Origin of the sequence: Citrobacter sp. Marseille-Q6884 (assembly GCF_945906775.1) — a bacterium.
In the GTDB taxonomy this organism is placed as follows: Bacteria; Pseudomonadota; Gammaproteobacteria; order Enterobacterales; family Enterobacteriaceae; genus Citrobacter.
On record NZ_CAMDRE010000001.1, the window covers coordinates 2,145,426 to 2,161,735 of the forward strand.

The window sequence follows — 16,310 nt, forward strand, 5'->3', positions numbered from 1 at the left end:
GCGATGTTTAAGGGTGAGGGCTCCCTTCCAGCCAGCCGCAGACTTCATTCAGGCGCTGGAGCGAGTCGAGCAGATCTTCCGGCGCGGCCAGCACCAGCTCAGGCAAGCAACAGATCTCGTAGCTATCGAGCAGAACCCCCTTTAGCGTATCCAGACAGCGGACATGCCAGACATGGCGTAACGCCGTGGAATCGATTTGGCTCTCGCCGTAACCGAGAGTGCGGATCTGGATGTGACCCGGACCGCACAGCCGCGCGAGGAACAGGCGATCCGCGTCGCTAATCGGAAGTTGGGTGAGGTTGATGCTATGGGGAAGCGTGGCCGGGTCGCGCACGTGCGCCAGTAACTCCTGAGCCAGCGTCAGGCCGTTCATCAACCCGTCGATTGGCGGTGGCAGCAGGGTATCGTCCGGTAGCGTATTGAGCGTTGCCGCCTGCCAGAGTGCCCGTGGCGCACTGCCGGCTTCCAGATGTTCCTGCCATTGCCCCTTGTCATTCTGACTACGTACTCGCCAGATACCGCAGAAAATCGACTCCTGTATCTCGCTCGCTCTGCCGTCAGGGTGCTGAATACGCACAGACACTTCGCCTTCACCCAGCAGAGTATTGAGAAACATGAGATCGTCGGCATTAAGCGTGGCTAAATCCCATCCCAGCACGTCCTGTTTCACGGGAATACGCCTTGTTAGCTGGTGGCGTACATCGGCTAACAAGGCCATCACCGCCGGACTGTGCGGGCAGTTTTCCAGTGACGCCATGCTGGGGTCGCTGTTGACCTGGCAGGTGAGAGGTAAAGGATTCATGGCGAAACTGTCATCGCCAGGCTGCGTTCCTGGCCCCAGCAGATGAAAAAAGGTATCGCTCATCTTTCAGACTCCGGTGGAATGTGGCCTTCAACACAGGGACGCATCAGGGTGAGCAGATCAGCCCACGGGTGGATACCGTTGAGAATGCCGCGCAGCTCGCCGCCGACATACACCAGCGTTGCCGGGAAACGAAATACGCCAAAACGATCGCCGATGGCCTCGCTTTGCTCGAGGTCAGCCATGGCGATTTGCCAGTTAAACCGGGGGAACTCGCGGAGTAGCTCGGCAATCATCACAGGGTTATCGCTGACTTCCGGGGTACGGCGAGGATCGCTACTGAGCAGTACAACACCATCGCTAACACGGCTTGCCCAGCCGTCCAGTTCACAGGCGTTGAGCGGCTGCCAGCCGCGCGCCAGCATACGTTGCCACAGCGCAGAAAATGGATTGTCATTTAACACGTCGCTTATCCCTCCAGCGTCACGCGATACTGGCGAACACGGACACCTTCGTAGTTTTCCATCGACAGACACGCATAGTTCAGGCAACGCGCGTCGTCATTTGCCTGCGGCACCACGCCCCACGCGGCCAGTTGCGTCAGCGCGGCCTGTTCCGCCGCCGGGAGTTGGGCGCGGGCGAGGTCGGTCAGGCTACCGCCATAGTCGTCCAGCTGTACCGGTTGTAGCCCCACCAGCGCGATATGCGCGGGCAGATGACCGCGAATATCCGCCAGCGCAAGCACTTCGGAGAAACTGTTCTGGTGCAGACTCATTTTTTTGGCGCTGAGGTAGCTGGGGACGTTTTCACCCGCATAGGTTTGCAGGGTGCCCGGCGCGAGTCCGTAGTCGATGGCGTCGAGCAACAGCAGATGGCTGGCTTGCTCAACGTAGCCCAGAAGATTCAACCCCTGCGTGCCGCCGTCGACGATCTCCACGTAGTCCGGCCAGTGATAGTGGGCGTACAGGCGTTCGGCGACGCGAATGCCAAATCCTTCGTCTGCCCACAGCAGGTTGCCTAAGCCCATCACAATGACGTTTGGCTCACTCATGACGCCTCCTTGTCGTGCTGGTGTTTGGGAAATTTGTGGCTACGGTAGCCGTTGATCATGGTGGAGATGACGGTATCGTCAGACATGATGTCCTCGCGGATAGCCATATACACATGGCCTATCACGAAGGCCGCGATAAGCCACATCCCAAACCGATGCCAGCTGTGGATATCGAGAGAGTTCCCGCCGGTCCAGTAAAAAAATTCCGTCACATAATGGAAGGGCGTAAAGATGGCGTACTGGCTATGCTCGCTGTATAAGGCGAAGCCGGTGAGGATCATAAAAACGGAGAGCAGGAAATAGCCGAACATCGCCGCCTGTGCGACGGGGTTATGCCCGATATCGTCCCCCGGTTTTTTCTCCAGAAACAGATACCAGCGCACGACCGAAAACGCGCCCCGCCACCAGCTACGACGCCAGACAGGCACGATAAACAGTTCACGTGAATAGCGGTTACCCACGAAGGCCCAGTAAATACGCCCCAGCAGTATCACCGTGAACAGCATGGCGGCGGCAAAATGCACCATCCGGATGTCGCCCATATAGAACAGATACGTGGCCTCGCCGCTGACCGACGGTAGCGGTCGGCCAATGAAATATCCGGTCACCATCAACACTAACATGCAGCCTACCGTGAGCCAGTGCCACACGCGCACCGGCGCTTCAAACACATAGTGGCTGACGGCGGTATCACGCGCCTCCCCGACGCGTGGGAGTTGTTTTCCTGTCATTGTTTCTTTCCTTAGCGCTTAGCGTACCTGGACGGCGATGAGTTCGCTGCCGTCGTCGCCGAGCACATGGGTTGAACACGCCAGGCAGGGGTCGAAACTGTGCAGCGTGCGCAGGATCTCCAGCGGTTGATCCGGTATCGCCATTTGGGTGCCCATCAATGCCGCCTCGTAAGCACCAATTTGTCCCTTGGGATCGCGTGGGCTGGCATTCCAGGTGGTCGGCACCACGCACTGATACAGATCGATTTTTTGATCATGAATCGACGCCCAGTGCCCTAATGCCCCGCGAGGTGCTTCGGTAAAGCCGATCCCACGGCAGCGCTGCGGCCAGCTTGCGGGCTCCCATTTATCTGTATTGGCGGTGGCCAGATTGCCGTTCTTCAGGTTGGTCATCAGTTTGTCGAAGAAATACTGCAGTTTGCTTACCGCCCACTGAGCCTCGTGGGCACGGCACAGAATGCGACCCAGCGTTGATTGCATACCCGAAAGCGGCAGGTTGAGCGCGGACATCATGCGATCCACGGATTCCACCGTGGCGGCATCCCCTTTGTGATAAGCAATCAGCGTGCGCGCCAACGGTCCGACCTCCATGGCGTGTCCCCGCCAGCGCGGCGCTTTAATCCAGGAGTAGCGTTCTTGCTCGTTGAGTTGCTGGATATGGGTATCGCTGCCTTTGACATCGCCCGGGTTATACCAGGGCTCGGTGATCCCTTCGAAGGGATGACGACCCAGCTGATCGTCTGGATAACGATACCAGGCGTGATCCACGAACTCCTGAATTTGCTGTTGATCGTCAAGATCAACAGGCAGCACGTTTTTAAAATCACCGTTAATGACCGCGCCGCCTGGCATTAACAGGCTCTTCTGGCTGAAGTCATTGGCGATATCCGGGAACGCGCCGTAGCTCAAGACGCATTTATCAGAAAGCCCGGTGCCAATTTGACTCCATGCCTTATTGAACTGGCCGATGGCCAGCGCGTCAGGCACCATGACGTTGTTGATGAAGTCCGCGGTGCGGGTGATGATCGACTGTACCAGGTTAAGGCGTTCCATATCGACTGCGCCTACTGCGCCACTCTGATCGATATTGATCGCGCATGGCATACCGCCAACAATCCAGTTAGGATGCGGATTCTTACCGCCAAACACCGTATGGATTTTGATAATCTCGCGCTGAAAATCGAGCGCTTCCAGATAGTGGGCAAAGCCCATCAGGTTGGCCTCTGGCGACAGCTTGTACTGCGGATGCCCCCAATAACCGTTACGGAAGATCCCCAACTGACCGCCTTCGACAAATTTCTTCAGACGATTTTGGACGTCAAAGAAATAGCCGGGTGAGGACATCGGCCAGGCAGAAAGGCTCTGCGCCAGTTGTGAAGTCGCGCGCGGGTCGGCTTTCAGGGCATTCAGAACGTCAATCCAGTCCATTCCGGCTAATTGATAAAAATGCACCAGATGGTCGTGGCACCACAGTGTGGCCAGCATAATATTGCGAATGATGTTGGCGTTGTCGGGCACCTTGATGCCAATGGCATCTTCAATGGCATACACCGAGGCAAGCGCATGGACGCCGGTGCATACTCCGCAAATCCGTTCGACAAATGCCCAGGCGTCACGCGGGTCGCGCCCCTGAAGAATGATCTCCAGTCCGCGAAACATGGTGCCGCAGGAAACCGCATTGGTGATGATGTTCTGCTCATCGATATTCACTTCACAACGCATATGCCCTTCAATGCGCGTAATCGGATCCACAACCAGACGGCGACCCGCATTGTTTAAGGTATATCCCTGAGTTTGATACGAAGTGCTCATGCCTGTTTATCCTCATTGTCTGGCTGCGGTTGTTCGGCGTCTGCTAATTGTTGTTTATGGCGGTGGTGTTGATTGACGACGCTGGCGACAGCGTGGACGCCAACGCTGGCCGCCACGACGCCAAGCGCGGTGAGGCCCACGGTATCGGCGGTTGAATGCGTACCCATTTGTGGAATATCGACGACACGGCTGTAGAACGAACCGCGATCCCAGAAGCCGTTTTCTGAGCATCCCAGACAACCGTGGCCGGACTGGATGGGGAAGGAGACGCCGTCATTCCAGCGGGTGGTGGAGCAGGCGTTATAGGTGGTTGGCCCTTTACAGCCCATTTTGTACAGGCAATAGCCTTTGCGGGCGGCGTCATCGTCCCAGCTCTCGACGAACTCCCCGGCGTCAAAGTGGGCGCGACGGTAGCACTTGTCGTGAATACGCTGACCATAAAACATTAGCGGACGCCCCAGGCGGTCGAGTTCGGGAAGACGATCAAAGGTCACCATGTAGGTAATGATGGCGCTCATAACATCGGGAATGGGAGGACAACCGGGCACTTTAACGATCGGCTTGTCAGTGATCACCTTGTCGATAGGCGTTGCCTGGGTTGGATTCGGTCGGGCAGCCTGAACGCAGCCCCAGGAGGCGCAGGTTCCCCAGGCGATAATCGCGCTGGCACCGGCTGCGGCTCTTTTCAGCTTCTCAATAAAGGGACGTCCGCCGCTGATGCAGAACATACCTTGTTCACCCAGGGGAGGATTGCCTTCGACTGCCAGAATATATCTGCCGTGGTATTGGCTGAGAATGTCATCAAATACCGCTTCGGCCTGCGTCCCGGCGGCGGCCATCAGGGTGTCGTCGTAATCGAGGGAAATCAGTGAGAGGATGACGTCTTTGGCGAGAGGATGAGAGGAGCGGATAAACGATTCGGTGCAGCAGGTACACTCCAGACCGTGGATCCAGACCACCGGAATTCTGGGTTTATTCTCCAGAGCCCAGGCGATTTTGGGCGTCATTCCGGCCCCTAAACCCAGCGATGTGGCAGCAAGGCTACAATATTTGAGAAAACTACGTCGGCTCACTCCCTTACGACGCATGGCCTGATAAAAGGTCTCCTCGTTATTCGTATTCATAACACGCGTTTCTTCCCCCTTTGAGTCCTGGCGCACGCCGCCAGTGATAATGGAAAAAGCGTATCCGATCAGAGGGGAGAAACAATGCAAAGACTGTGGTTATGTCTTATAGCGATATATTCGTGACTGTTATCTGTTTTTCACAGGCTGGGCATAAAAAAACGCACAGGGGGGACCGCCCTGTGCGTCGGGTTTACAGACGAAGAACTCAAACCCCAAGGCGATCACGTAAGCTGTAATAAGCCGCACCCATGGCGGTAAACGGAATGCGCAGGCTGCGGCCACCCGGGAACGGGTAGTGGGGGAGATTAGCGAAAGCGTCAAAGCGCTCGGCATCCCCGCGCAGCAGTTCGGAAATCAGGCGTCCTGCCAGATGGGTACAGGTCACACCGTGGCCGCTGTAGCCCTGCATGTAATAAATGTTGGTATCAAGGCGGCCGAACTGCGGCATGCGCGATAACGTCAACAGGAAATTACCGGTCCAGCGGTAATCAATTTTCACGCCCCGCAGTTGCGGGAACGTCTTCAGCAGTTTCGGCATTACCAGACGCTCAATATCGTCCGGGTCGCGTGCGCCGTAGACCACGCCACCGCCGTACAGCAGGCGGTTATCCCCTGTCAGACGGTAGTAATCCAGCAGGTAGTTACAATCTTCCACACAGTAGTTTTTCGGGATCAGCGAACGTGCGACGTCGGCAGACAGCGGTTCGGTGGTTAACACCTGCGTGCCGCATGGCATGCTGCTTTTTGCCAGCGCAGGTTCAAGTTTATCACCCAGATAGGCGTTGCCCGCGACGATCACATAGCGCGCGGTGACCTGACCTTGCTCGGTGCTGACCACGGCCGGGCTGGTGTGCTGAATACGGGTGACCGGCGACTGTTCGAAGACGCGCCCGCCGTTCAGACGAATGGCGTTAGCCTCGCCAATCGCCAGATTCAGCGGATGAATATGACCGCCACTGTGATCGAGCAGTGCGCCGACATAGCGGTCGCTGCTGACTTCACGGCGAATTTCGCTGCTGTCCAGCAGTTCAAGCTGCGTATTGCCGTAGCGTTCCCAGTTCGACTTCTGCTCTTCCAGCGTTTCCATCTGCTTGTGGTTCAGCGCCACAAACAACCCGCCAGGGCGATAGTCGCATTCGATCTGATAGCGTTTGATGCGTTCGCGGATGATATTGCCGCCTTCAAACATCATGCCGCCGAGCATCTTGGCGGCATCCGGGCCATAGGTGCGTTCGATGACGTCGATATCGCGGCTGTAGGAGTTAACCAGTTGGCCACCGTTACGCCCGCTGGCACCGAAGCCAATGCGCGCGGATTCCAGTAACACCACGTCGTAACCCATTTCCGCTAAATGCAGAGCAGAAGAGAGTCCGGTATAGCCGCCTCCCACAACGCAGACATCACAGCTAACCGATTCGGTGAGCGTGGGAAACGGTTCGTACTGATTGGCGCTTGCGGCGTAATAACTGTGGGTATGTTCAGTCATGATTAAGACTCCAGGGAGATCCAGATAGTTTTCAGTTCGCTAAATTTTTCCAGGGCATGTAACGACTTATCGCGACCGTTGCCGCTTTGCTTATAACCACCGAACGGCACGGTCATATCACCGTCGTTGTAGTTATTAACGAATACGGAACCGGCTTTCAGGCGACGACTCATGCGGTGGGCACGGGAGAGATCCCGGGTCCAGACGGCGGCGCCAAGGCCGTAGTCGCTGTCGTTGGCGAGCGCCAGCGCTTCGGCCTCGTGGCTAAAGCGAGTGATGGTCAGTACCGGGCCGAAGATCTCGTCACGGCTGATGTGGGCTTGCGGCGCGGCATCGACAAAAATCGTCGGGCCGATAACGGCCGGATGCACGTGGCTGCGCCCATCCAGCGCGAGCGTACCTTGTGACTCGCCGTCGCGAATAAAACTGTGCACAGTATCGGCATGGGCATTGTCGATCAGCGTACCCATCGTGGTCTCAGGATCCAGCGGGTTGCCCGGCTGCCAGTTTTTCGCCTGCTCTTTCAGCAAGGCGATGAACGCATCGGCAATACTCTCTTCCAGCAGCAGGCGCGTACCGGCGATACAAACCTGGCCCTGGTTATAGAAGATGCCTGCGGCCGTTGTGGCGGCGGCTTTTGCCAGATCCGGGCAGTCGGCAAACACAATGTTGGCGCTTTTGCCGCCGGCTTCCAGCCAGACGCGTTTCATATTGCTGTCGCCCGCGTCTTTCAGCAGCTGCTTGCCGGTGCGTGTGGAGCCTGTAAAGGTGATCACATCAACATCGGAATGTTGCGACAGCGCTTGTCCTGCTTCGTGGCCATATCCGCTAATGACGCTAAGGACGCCATCGGGCAAGCCGGCTTTTTTGGCCAGGGCGGCAAGACGGATCGCCGTCAGTGGGGATTTCTCAGAGGGTTTGAGAATCACGCTGTTACCCGCAGCCAGCGCCGGACCGAGCTTCCAGCAGGCCAGCAGCAGGGGAAAATTCCACGGCACGATGGCGGCGATAACGCCCACCGGTTCGCGCACAATCAGCGCCAGATCGTTCACTGAGGTAGTGGCAACTTCGCCGTAGACTTTATCAATGGCTTCGGCGTACCAACGGATGGCGCGTGCTGCGCCTGGAATATCATCACGCAGGCTATGGCGAATAGGTTTACCGGTATCGAGCGTTTCCAGTAGCGCCAGCTCCTCGTGATGCTGCTCCATTAAATCAGCGAGCTTGTTCAGTACCGCTTTGCGCTGAGCCGGTGCCGCCTGTGACCAGTCTCCCCGTTCAAAGACGGCGCGGGCCGCGGTGACCGCACGATCCACATCCGCTTTTTTGCCACGGGCAACCTTGGCGAGCGGACGCTGTCCTGCCGGGTCCTGTGTAATAAACGTTTCGTTATCGGCGGCAGCGCAATATTCGCCGTTAATAAATAAACGGGTTTCCGGCGAATAATGACTGGCTTTTTCACGCCAATATTTCAGATTCTGAAAGTTCATAGCTACTCCTTTTATATCAATAAGATAAAGTTCGTTGCTGATCTTTTTCAGGCAAAATCAGGCTGCACGATGCCCCAGGGATTTCCCCTGTTAATGCGCGTTATTTAAGAAGGCCTGAGAAACTCAGGCCGGTACTCATTAGAATGTGGTGGGAGTGTGGGCACTGATGATGCGGCAGATTCCTGCCGAGGTGTTGCTGAAGCTATGCGGTATGCCGGTATTAATGGCATAACTTTGCCCTTCAACAAGATGATACGTTTGACCGTTGATGGTCAGTATCACTTCACCTTCCAGTATTGTCCCAATCTCTTCACCCTGGTGTTTAATTCTCTCCCCGGTCGTCGTGCCTGGCTGATAGGTTTCAAACATCATTGCCAGCGTACGATTAGGATTTCCGTTGTGAACCAGCTTCATGGATACTCCCTGACTCCCGATCTCAATCAGATCATCCTGATTGATAACCACCTGCGGTTCGTCAGGCTTTTCCGGTTCCGCGAAGAACTCGGAGAGCGACAGCCCATATACTTTCAATAGCTTTTGCAGCGTACTGATGGCAGGACTGACTTTGTCCTGCTCAATGGTGCTGATGGCGCTATGCGTTAACCCAGACAGTTCGGCGGCACGACGCTGCGAAAGACCCAATTGCTGGCGGATCTCTGACAAACGTTTACCCGGCGCCAGGCCGTCATCGCTCATAATTGCATTTCCTTAACAGTAGGGGTCAGAGTCGCTGTTTTTCAGCGAGGTGGTTCTGACAGGCGGTGATAAATCCTTCCAGTAACAAACGCGACAGGGCGTATTCGCTACTGTTCCATTCCGGGTGCCACTGCACGCCGAGCGCGAAAGGATGGTCGTGAACGCTGGCGGCCTCTACCAGCCCATCCTGCGATCGTGCTTCCACGCGCAACAACGGACCAAGGGTTTTCGCGCCCTGGCCATGTAAGGAATTAACCCAAAACGTGTTGCAACCTGGTATTAGCTGCGACAGCAATCCTCCCTGTTGAACCTGCACTTCATGAGATGGCGCATATTGCTGCTCCACCGGGAGTTCCGCGTCTTCACGATGTTCCAGGAACTGGGGGTGATCGCACAGGCGACGATACAGAGTCCCGCCGGTAGCGACAACTAATTCCTGTAAACCCCGGCAGATGGCGAAAATGGGAATGCGCCTTTCGAGCCCGGCGGTAATGAGCGCCATACTCAGAAGATCACGCCCGGGATCGGCGTCAGGCTCATCGCCATTTTCACCATAGAGGTGCGGCTGCACATTGCTTGGGCTTCCTGGCAGGAAGATGCCATCCAGTTTGGGTAATAACGTATTCAGTAGTTCTGGCTCCGCGAGCGCATGGGGAAGAGCAATCGGTAATCCACCGGCATTCAATACCGCATTCAGGTACTTTTCTTGCAGAGTCTGGGTCTGATGACCCTTAAGCCTGTTCCTGCACATCACTACACCAATAACTGGCTTGTCAAATATATTGCCCATGATCGACCTCACGTTTTGGAATAAATTATTGCCAAACGGTTCCTTGTTGTGCAATTACGTTCATTATTTTCTCAATCTAGCAGTGAGATAACCTTCTAGCAAACTTAATTTAACATTTGACAAACAAATTGTTTGCATCCAGAGTCGAAGAGTGGACATTATATTTAACAGTCGAATCACAGAACAGCTTACCTGGCAACGGCGGTGAATCATGGAAACCAATATCGTAGAAGTTGAGAATTTTGTTCAGCACTCGGAAGAAAGACGAAGTAGCGCGTTTGCGCGTGAAGTAAAGCAGTATCTGGAACGCTATCCCAACACGCAGTTTGTGGATGTGCTGTTAACCGATCTGAACGGCTGCTTCCGCGGCAAGCGCATTCCCGTTTCTGGACTGCATAAGTTAGAGAAGGGCTGTTATTTCCCCGCATCCGTCTTTGCGATGGATATTCTTGGCAATGTGGTCGAAGAGGCAGGGTTAGGTCAGGAGCTGGGTGAGCCGGACCGTACGTGTGTGCCAGTGCTCGGTACGTTGACGCCTTCGGCAGCCGATCCGGAGTATATCGGGCAGATGATGCTGACGATGCTGGATGAAGATGGCGCTCCCTTTGACGTTGAGCCGCGGAACGTGTTGAACCGACTCTGGCAGAAACTGCGCCAGCGCGGCCTGTTCCCCGTCGTAGCGGTAGAGCTGGAGTTCTATTTACTTGATCGTAAGCGTGATTCCGAAGGGTACCTTCAGCCGCCGTGTGCGCCGGGAACGGACGATCGCAATACCCAAAGTCAGGTTTACTCCGTTGATAACCTGAACCACTTCGCGGATGTACTGAACGATATCGACGAACTGGCCAAATTACAGTTGATCCCTGCTGACGGCGCTGTTGCCGAAGCCTCTCCCGGTCAGTTTGAAATCAACCTCTATCATACCGATAACGTGCTCGATGCCTGTGACGATGCGCTGGCGCTGAAACGCCTGGTACGTCTGGTGGCGGAGAAACATAAGATGCATGCCACGTTTATGGCAAAGCCCTATGAGGAGCATGCGGGTAGCGGGATGCATATTCACATCAGCATCATGAATAACAAAGGCGAGAACGTACTGGCTGATGCGGAGGGTGAAGATTCTGCGTTATTAAAGCGTGCGCTTGCCGGAATGATTGATCTGATGCCGGCATCGATGGCGCTGCTGGCACCGAACGTGAACTCTTACCGTCGCTTCCAGCCGGGAATGTATGTCCCGACTCAGGCCTCCTGGGGGCACAACAACCGTACGGTGGCACTGCGCATTCCGTGTGGCGATCGTGATAACCATCGTGTTGAGTATCGTGTCGCGGGGGCTGATGCCAATCCGTATCTCGTTATGGCGACCATTCTGGCCGGGATCCTCCATGGTCTGGATAACGAGCTACCGTTGCAGGAAGAAGTGGAAGGCAACGGTCTTGAGCAGGAGGGATTGCCATTCCCCATCCGTCAGAGCGATGCGCTGTGGGAGTTCACACAAAACGATCATCTGCGTGAGTTGTTAGGTGAACGTTTTAGCCACGTCTATCACGCCTGTAAAAACGATGAACTTGTCCAGTTTGAACGTCTTATTACCGACACTGAAATTGAGTGGATGTTGAAAAATGCCTGATTGTGATGCTGCCCGGTGCGCCCTGTTTTCCGGGTCAGCGACACCTTGTTTAGTCATTGAAAAAGAAGTCGCATCATGCGGTCTGAGCGGAGCCAGCCCGTACATATTGCAGGATTTCCTGCCATTTCCCGGATGTCGCGTAATGGAGCGCTTGCGACAACGGGTCTTCAGATAACCGACAGAGTTTGTGACGAGGAAATGTGATGATGCCAGTATTTAAAAACCAGCCCCGCGTGAGCATCCATGGCTCCCGCAGTAAGTACGGACCACAACTGTGCCGTGAGACATTGACGCCTTTTATGTGGAGATCTTCCCCGACACGACCCAGGTTTGCTGTGCCGACGTTTCGAACGCAGACCTGGACGCGTGGCGGGGAGGATCGCTATGTCGACTAATTCCTCCCTGAATCCTTCCGCCCAGACGGGCAAAACACAACTGCGTAAATCCCTGAAACTGTGGCAGGTCGTGGTGATGGGGCTTGCCTATCTCACGCCGATGACGGTATTTGACACCTTTGGGATTGTTTCGGGGATCAGTAATGGTCATGTGCCAGCGTCCTACCTGCTGGCCCTGGCAGGCGTGTTGTTTACCGCCATCAGTTACGGAAAGCTGGTGCGCCAGTTTCCGCAGGCGGGTTCGGCCTACACCTATGCACAAAAAGCGATAAACCCGCATGTCGGTTTTATGGTCGGCTGGTCGTCACTGCTTGATTACCTTTTCCTGCCGATGATTAACGTACTACTGGCAAAAATTTATCTCTCCGCGCTATTTCCTGAGGTTCCGCCATGGGTGTGGGTGGTGGCATTCGTCGTGATCCTCACTGCGGCCAATTTGAAAAGCGTTAATCTGGTGGCGAACTTCAATGCGCTGTTCGTGCTGGTGCAGGTCGCGATTATAGTCGTGTTTATCTTCCTGGTGGTACAGGGGCTACATAACGGCGAAGGGGTAGGGACTGTCTGGTCGCTACAACCGTTTATCAGCGAGAATGCGCATCTGATCCCGATTATCACCGGAGCGACCATTGTCTGCTTCTCGTTTCTCGGTTTTGATGCGGTGACGACGCTTTCTGAAGAGACACCGGATGCCGCGCGTACGATCCCGAAAGCCATTTTTCTCACCGCGCTGTACGGGGGGCTGATCTTCATTGCGGCCTCGTTCTTTATGCAGCTGTTTTTCCCGGACATCAGCCGTTTTAAAGACCCGGATGCGGCGCTGCCGGAGATTGCCCTCTATGTCGGCGGTAAGCTGTTCCAGTCTATTTTTCTGTGTACGACCTTTGTGAATACGCTGGCTTCAGGTCTGGCATCGCATGCCAGCGTTTCCCGTCTGCTCTACGTTATGGGGCGCGATAATGTCTTCCCGGAGAAGTACTTCGGTTATGTGCATCCGAAATGGCGGACACCTGCGCTGAACGTCATCATGGTGGGGATAGTGGCGCTGTCGGCGCTGTTTTTTGACCTCGTGACCGCGACGGCGTTGATCAACTTTGGCGCGCTGGTGGCGTTTACCTTCGTCAACCTGTCCGTCTACAACCATTTCTGGCGTCGTGAAGGCCGTAAGCATACCTGGCAGGAGAAATTGCACTATCTGATCCTGCCAATGGTCGGTGCTGCTACCGTCGCGGTGTTGTGGGTGAACCTTGAAGTGACATCGCTGACGCTGGGACTAGTGTGGGCCGGGGTCGGGCTGGTCTATCTTGCTTACCTGACCGGGCGTTTTCGCAAACCGCCGCCGCAGTTTGACGGCGCGAAAACTGAACAGGCCTGGGAGTGATTTTCCCCAGGGGCGGCAAACACACTGTGTAGTAAATTGAGAGAGTAACAACAGGGGCGCACCGTCAGGATGCGCCCCTTTCGTCTTAAATCAGAGGTACAGATCTGTCATTGATGTTCTTTCAATAAAGAGATAATGTTGAATTAATTGCATTATAGTATTGTTTGAACATTAATATCTTTAATTTTTAGGTGCGTAAGTATAAGCTCACTTCAGCTTCAGAAACTGTCGACAATATAGATTGTGAATATTACTTAAGGAATGAAGGGAATCGATGATGAAATATTTAATAATCAGTTTGTTTCTTCTTAGTAGTTATTATGGGCTGAGTAAACCGGCAATAAGTGCAGAGAATAACCCTCGTTATATCAGTATTCGCAATACAGACAGCAGTTGGGTACAGGGAGTTTGTTCTCTGGCATTCAGACTCGACAATGGAGGTGACGGAGTGTTTAATGCTCTTTCTGTTACCCTGCAATTGACCGATAAATCAGGTATAGCGCTGGAAACAGGGATACTTGAGGTTCAACCTTTTGGCGATAGTGATGCAACTCGGTCAACAAATGCAGCAACAGAATTTAGTTGTGATGCGGTTGAAAACTCGGCCAACATCGTCATTACAAAAATTGATGAAGTTTATCCGGATGGCTCATTTCATGCGCTACCGTTGTCAGTTTTTGACCCGCAATATTATCAACCATTGAAAATTAGCGTCGAACAGAGCAAATAGCATATCCGTAATTAAGCAGAGGATGCCCTATGTCATCCCCTGCTTAACAGATTAACCGTATGTTATTTATTAATTAAATCGATAACTCGACCATCATCAAAGTCTTCTTGTGCCGCCCGACTAAAGATACTACCATCGCTTTGCGTGCCGACCTTGATCGGTTCTTTACAATCTTTGTGGAAGACTATTTTACCCTTCTTTGTGACGACTACGCCTGACATATCACCATGTTGTTCTTTGTCGTAGACAATATATTCGTAGACTCCTTTTACAATACGAATCCAGTATAAAGATCCGCCTGCTATCGTTGTTGCCTTGTAATAAGCAGTGACTCCTGGCTGATTCGTGACAAGATTTAGCTCAGCTATTGGGGATGATGCTGTGCCCAGAGCATACCCAGCAGCATCCTGTGCAATAAAAGCGCTGGCCAACTTATTGTTGGTTAGCTGGCATTCCAGAGTTAATTGTTCTTGATCTTCTGTACTATAAGCTTCTGCGAAGGCGCTTTGGGGTACAGTTATACAACCTAAGACCATTACAGCTATTTTAAAGTTAAACTTCACGTTCTTCACTCCTTAATAAACATGTGCGCTTAATCACTTTGTAAGATTAGTTACCGCTTTTAATTTGCTTACAGGTATCCAGCCACCCTGCTGAATCAATTTTCCCGTTTGCCAGATATTTTTGCTGATTCTGCCAGTGTGCGGCGAGGAATGGCTTAAGGCCAGAAAGACGTTTGTTCAGCGTGAGCATTTGATCGAAAACCGTCACTTCATGCTTCAGGCCTTCCTGACCATAAAGTGTGGCTGAATCGACCAGACTACTGGCGTAGTAACTTGTCAACTGCTGGAGGCGATCGGTTTGCTCACCGAGTTTGGTTTTTCGGATAGCGCAATTTTTATCACTGTCATCTTTATCCTTACACAGCAATTCATAATTGTGATTGAGGAAATCAAGGAAGCGACCATCATCCTGCAATTTTGTACAAAGGAAAGATCCCAGGTTAAGGCTGGCGCGGATCGATTGTGCTCGTTCTTCCTGCTGTTGCTGATTGCTGGCGCGGAGCTGATTTTCCAGATCCTTCAGTTTCTTTTTCAGCTCAGTGTCTTCTACACCAGATGCCAGGCTTCCCAGCGCTTTAGCGGTGTCTGTAGATGCTTCTTTATTCTTATCTATGCCCGACTTATCTGCACCGAGCGTAGCCCAATTTTTCTCCAGCTGTTTCACGCGATCTGTTGACGTAATGGTCGGGGAGACCAATACCAGGCGCAGGCCGGTTGTTTTGCTGGTGAAAGGATGGGCCTCATCGTAGTAGTTGATTTCTTTTCGGGTCGCGCTACGGATCTCAGATTCATTCGATATGACGCTGCCTCCACGAACCACAAAACCACCAGCCTGGCCGTGAAGACGATTGATTTTATTGAGATAGAAGGGGGTGAACATCATCTCAGAAACGTTGCCCAGCATATCGTACAGGCCGAGGGGGTTAGGGTTTAGTAGCCCGATGAGCTGTACTTTACCGTTAGAGGACTGCGAGCCGGAATACCACTCATAATTTTTCATGTCATCCATCGGATAGTGGGAATCACGGAATTCCGCACTATTCACCTTGAGGCCGCCACGTGCTGCAAATTCCCATTCTACTTCAGTGGGCAGACGTAAAAATCCAGGGGTACCGTCCTCTTTGGGTAATTTATCGAGAGCATTACTGCGTAACCATTGGTTGTATTTATCGGCAAAATTTACCGCATCGAACCAACTGATGTTAGTTTCTGCGATGCTTAACTTACGTGATGGCGTGGGACAGGTTCCGCTGGTTAATGCCTGATATTGCAATGCTGTCAGTTCATATTTGGCCATCAAATAGTAACGGCCTTTACTTTTTTTGCTTTCGGTAAAGCTACCGGCGATGAAGGTCGGATAACTGTGCTCCACAAAACCCCATTCTCCACCATCTTCTCCTAAGGTTATTGGCATATCATCCAGAGGACCCGATACTGGGATCTCTACCCGGCGGAAAACCATGGAGCCTTCACAGGGCATGGGCAAAATAATATCTTCGCTATCCGGTTTCGGGTTATAGACTTTCTCTGCCCAGGGTTCTGCCAGTACGGGCGACATCTTTACCAGCAGAGCAAGCGCCAGCCAGCGTGATAATGTGGAAGGGGTAAGGATCATGAACGCTCTCCGTA

General features: G+C 53.5%; 15 protein-coding genes. 3 read left to right on the forward strand and 12 right to left on the reverse strand.

What is annotated here, in order from left to right; translation table 11 throughout:
* Positions 1-7: 7 nt before the first annotated feature.
* From N7268_RS10165 to puuD, 10 genes are all read right to left on the reverse strand, one after another.
* A complete protein-coding gene (locus tag N7268_RS10165; RefSeq protein ID WP_260862795.1) occupies positions 8-865 on the reverse strand; it encodes a hydrogenase expression/formation protein in 858 nt (285 codons plus the stop codon).
* The gene (hyaE, locus tag N7268_RS10170) at positions 862-1,266 is read right to left on the reverse strand and encodes a hydrogenase-1 operon protein HyaE (protein ID WP_260862796.1); all 405 of its coding nucleotides are present in this window, start codon (positions 1,264-1,266) and stop codon (positions 862-864) included. Before hyaE ends, N7268_RS10165 begins: the two co-directional genes overlap by 4 nt.
* A 5-nt stretch (positions 1,267-1,271) precedes the next feature.
* Positions 1,272-1,853 carry a hydrogenase 1 maturation protease gene (gene hyaD, locus N7268_RS10175; RefSeq protein ID WP_260862797.1) on the reverse strand — a complete coding sequence of 194 codons (582 nt, stop codon included), beginning with the start codon at positions 1,851-1,853 and terminating at the stop codon, positions 1,272-1,274.
* Entirely contained in the window at positions 1,850-2,584 is a 735-nt protein-coding gene (gene hyaC, locus N7268_RS10180; protein WP_260862798.1) for a Ni/Fe-hydrogenase b-type cytochrome subunit, read from the reverse strand. The genes hyaD and hyaC overlap by 4 nt, the downstream gene beginning before the upstream one ends.
* Before the next feature lie 18 nt (positions 2,585-2,602).
* Entirely contained in the window at positions 2,603-4,396 is a 1,794-nt protein-coding gene (gene hyaB / locus N7268_RS10185) for a Ni/Fe-hydrogenase large subunit (protein ID WP_260862799.1), read from the reverse strand.
* Entirely contained in the window at positions 4,393-5,520 is a 1,128-nt protein-coding gene (hyaA, locus tag N7268_RS10190) for a hydrogenase 1 small subunit (RefSeq protein ID WP_198905248.1), read from the reverse strand. Before hyaA ends, hyaB begins: the two co-directional genes overlap by 4 nt.
* Positions 5,521-5,728: 208 nt before the next feature.
* Positions 5,729-7,009 (reverse strand): NAD(P)/FAD-dependent oxidoreductase, encoded by a 1,281-nt coding sequence (locus N7268_RS10195; protein ID WP_260862800.1) that lies wholly within the window; start codon positions 7,007-7,009, stop codon positions 5,729-5,731.
* 2 nt (positions 7,010-7,011) lie between these two features.
* A complete protein-coding gene (gene puuC, locus N7268_RS10200; RefSeq protein ID WP_260862801.1) occupies positions 7,012-8,499 on the reverse strand; it encodes an aldehyde dehydrogenase PuuC in 1,488 nt (495 codons plus the stop codon).
* Positions 8,500-8,637: 138 nt separating this feature from the next.
* Positions 8,638-9,195 (reverse strand): HTH-type transcriptional regulator PuuR, encoded by a 558-nt coding sequence (gene puuR, locus N7268_RS10205; RefSeq protein WP_260862802.1) that lies wholly within the window; start codon positions 9,193-9,195, stop codon positions 8,638-8,640.
* A gap of 25 nt (positions 9,196-9,220) precedes the next feature.
* Positions 9,221-9,985: a gamma-glutamyl-gamma-aminobutyrate hydrolase gene (gene puuD, locus N7268_RS10210; protein ID WP_198905243.1), complete on the reverse strand. Its 765-nt coding sequence runs from the start codon at positions 9,983-9,985 to the stop codon at positions 9,221-9,223.
* A gap of 211 nt (positions 9,986-10,196) precedes the next feature.
* On the opposite strand from puuD, the gene N7268_RS10215 reads away from it, so the two are divergent.
* The 3 genes from N7268_RS10215 (at position 10,197) to N7268_RS10225 (ending at position 14,118) form a co-directional block, all read left to right on the forward strand.
* The gene (locus tag N7268_RS10215; RefSeq protein WP_198905242.1) at positions 10,197-11,615 is read left to right on the forward strand and encodes a glutamine synthetase family protein; all 1,419 of its coding nucleotides are present in this window, start codon (positions 10,197-10,199) and stop codon (positions 11,613-11,615) included.
* A 384-nt stretch (positions 11,616-11,999) separates the two neighbouring features.
* The gene (locus N7268_RS10220; RefSeq protein WP_198905241.1) at positions 12,000-13,388 is read left to right on the forward strand and encodes an APC family permease; all 1,389 of its coding nucleotides are present in this window, start codon (positions 12,000-12,002) and stop codon (positions 13,386-13,388) included.
* Positions 13,389-13,665: 277 nt separating this feature from the next.
* Positions 13,666-14,118 carry an IrmA family protein gene (locus N7268_RS10225; protein WP_260862803.1) on the forward strand — a complete coding sequence of 151 codons (453 nt, stop codon included), beginning with the start codon at positions 13,666-13,668 and terminating at the stop codon, positions 14,116-14,118.
* 62 nt (positions 14,119-14,180) lie between these two features.
* Here the strand turns inward: N7268_RS10225 and N7268_RS10230 are convergent, their stop codons facing one another.
* Both N7268_RS10230 and N7268_RS10235 read right to left on the reverse strand, forming a co-directional pair.
* Positions 14,181-14,681: a hypothetical protein gene (locus N7268_RS10230; RefSeq protein ID WP_260862804.1), complete on the reverse strand. Its 501-nt coding sequence runs from the start codon at positions 14,679-14,681 to the stop codon at positions 14,181-14,183.
* Between the two features lie 46 nt (positions 14,682-14,727).
* On the reverse strand, positions 14,728-16,296 hold the full coding sequence (locus N7268_RS10235) for a formylglycine-generating enzyme family protein (RefSeq protein WP_260862805.1): 1,569 nt from the start codon (positions 16,294-16,296) through the stop codon (positions 14,728-14,730).
* Positions 16,297-16,310: the final 14 nt, after the last annotated feature.

Coding starts and splice junctions, on each gene's coding strand:
- N7268_RS10165 (WP_260862795.1), bottom strand. CDS start 865: ATGAGCGATACCTTTTTTCATCTGCTGGGGCCAGGAACGCAGCCTGGC.
- hyaD (WP_260862797.1), bottom strand. CDS start 1,853: ATGAGTGAGCCAAACGTCATTGTGATGGGCTTAGGCAACCTGCTGTGG.
- hyaC (WP_260862798.1), bottom strand. CDS start 2,584: ATGACAGGAAAACAACTCCCACGCGTCGGGGAGGCGCGTGATACCGCC.
- hyaB (WP_260862799.1), bottom strand. CDS start 4,396: ATGAGCACTTCGTATCAAACTCAGGGATATACCTTAAACAATGCGGGT.
- hyaA (WP_198905248.1), bottom strand. CDS start 5,520: ATGAATACGAATAACGAGGAGACCTTTTATCAGGCCATGCGTCGTAAG.
- N7268_RS10195 (WP_260862800.1), bottom strand. CDS start 7,009: ATGACTGAACATACCCACAGTTATTACGCCGCAAGCGCCAATCAGTAC.
- puuC (WP_260862801.1), bottom strand. CDS start 8,499: ATGAACTTTCAGAATCTGAAATATTGGCGTGAAAAAGCCAGTCATTAT.
- puuR (WP_260862802.1), bottom strand. CDS start 9,195: ATGAGCGATGACGGCCTGGCGCCGGGTAAACGTTTGTCAGAGATCCGC.
- puuD (WP_198905243.1), bottom strand. CDS start 9,985: ATGGGCAATATATTTGACAAGCCAGTTATTGGTGTAGTGATGTGCAGG.
- N7268_RS10215 (WP_198905242.1), top strand. CDS start 10,197: ATGGAAACCAATATCGTAGAAGTTGAGAATTTTGTTCAGCACTCGGAA.
- N7268_RS10220 (WP_198905241.1), top strand. CDS start 12,000: ATGTCGACTAATTCCTCCCTGAATCCTTCCGCCCAGACGGGCAAAACA.
- N7268_RS10225 (WP_260862803.1), top strand. CDS start 13,666: ATGAAATATTTAATAATCAGTTTGTTTCTTCTTAGTAGTTATTATGGG.
- N7268_RS10235 (WP_260862805.1), bottom strand. CDS start 16,296: ATGATCCTTACCCCTTCCACATTATCACGCTGGCTGGCGCTTGCTCTG.